This is a genomic window from Stenotrophomonas sp. HMWF003 (assembly GCF_003061285.1).
In the GTDB taxonomy this organism is placed as follows: Bacteria; Pseudomonadota; Gammaproteobacteria; order Xanthomonadales; family Xanthomonadaceae; genus Stenotrophomonas; species Stenotrophomonas maltophilia_AP.
Genome location: NZ_QAIW01000459.1, coordinates 11,084 through 12,528 on the forward strand (window position 1 = coordinate 11,084; position 1,445 = coordinate 12,528).

The window sequence follows — 1,445 nt, forward strand, 5'->3', positions numbered from 1 at the left end:
CGCGTCGGCCGCAGGGCCCGCACCGGCTCCTGCACCGCCATAGCTCACCCGCAGTCCCACGCTGCTGGCACGGCTGGAGCCGCGGGTCTGCTCATGGCCCAGCAGCAGCGACAGCAACCAGCCACGCTGCAGGCGCACGTCCATGCCGGCGGCCATCGACAGGGCATTGTCGTTGTAGCTGTGCATGTCCAGGCGATAGTCCTGCGCGCGTGGGCCCACCACGTAGTTGAGGTAGGCCGCGCCCTTGTCGTCGATGGCCTGGCGGTATTCGATGTTCCAGAACGGACGCACGCGTCCTTCGCCATCGCCCGCCAGGTAGGCCCCTTCCAGGCCTAGCGCGACCGCGCTGTTGCGCACCACCTGGCGGCGGTAGTCGAGGTCGTACAGATCCAGCCCGGTCTCACGGTACGCATCGAGCGTGGTGCGACTGGCTTCCACGCGACCGTAGCCGGTGAGGGTCATGCCGGCGTTGCGGTGTTCGTAGCCGAAGGCCAGCGAACCGAACCACTGGTCACCGTCGCGGCTGCCGCGCGCGAAGGCGTCCGCGTCCGTGCTCCAGCGGCGGGTAGCGAAGTCCAGCGCACCGCCGGCGATGACGCCGTCGACGAACAGGTGCTCGCCGCTGCGCCACAGGCCGTAGGCGGCCAGCGAATGCTGCCTGCCTTCCACGCGCGACTCGCTGCCGTCCCTTTCGCTGTCGTTGCGCGCCAGGCTGGCCGCCACGCCCAGCAGCAGGCGCTCGCCGACAGCGCGGTCCAGGCCGACGGTAAGGCCGTCGGTGTGGAAGGCGTAACTACTGCTGCGGTTACCATCGCCGAAGGTGGCGCTGCCCGAGGCCCACAGGCCCCAGCCGGTGGGCAGGGACGGCCACGGCGCGGCCTGCATCGGCGCCAGCGGCAAGGCCAGGCCGGGGCGGTCGCGGCCGCCGGCATGGGCGAGCGACAGCTGGTTGCTGGAGCCGTTGTCGCCACTGCGCACCTGGCGCAGGCGATCACGGATGTTGGATTGCTGCGCACTCGCAAATCGCACGCTCGCGTCCACCTGCGCCTGCACGCCGGCGACCACGCCCGGGTCGCGGGTCGGGTCGGGCCGCTGGGCGACGGTCAGGCGCAGCTGCGCGGTGCCGATGCCGAAGCCACCGGCGGCGGCCTGGGTAACGGTGATGATCGCCACGCCTTCACCGTGCAGGGTGACGGTGCGCCCCTGCACGCTGGCCACGGTCGGTGCACTGCTGCTGTAGCTGAAGGTGCCGCGGCTGGGGCTGGCCGGATCGACCAGGTCGAACGCGGCCTGCCCGTACAGCTTCTGCAGCTCCTGCGGCCACTGCAGCACCGGCACGGCGGCGGTGATGTCCACTTCAAGCACGGCTTGGGTGGCGGCCTGGTACTGCGCGTTGCCGGCCTGGTTGGCGGTCAGGCTGCAGCGCCCGGCGGCCAGCATCAGCA

At 71.3% G+C, this 1,445-nt stretch carries 1 protein-coding gene; it reads right to left on the bottom strand.

Features of this window, described 5'->3' with window-relative positions; translation table 11 throughout:
• Positions 1 to 1,445, bottom strand: a 1,445-nt coding sequence (locus DBR34_RS20420) for an autotransporter domain-containing protein (protein ID WP_219928352.1), incomplete at both ends; no start/stop codon positions are given.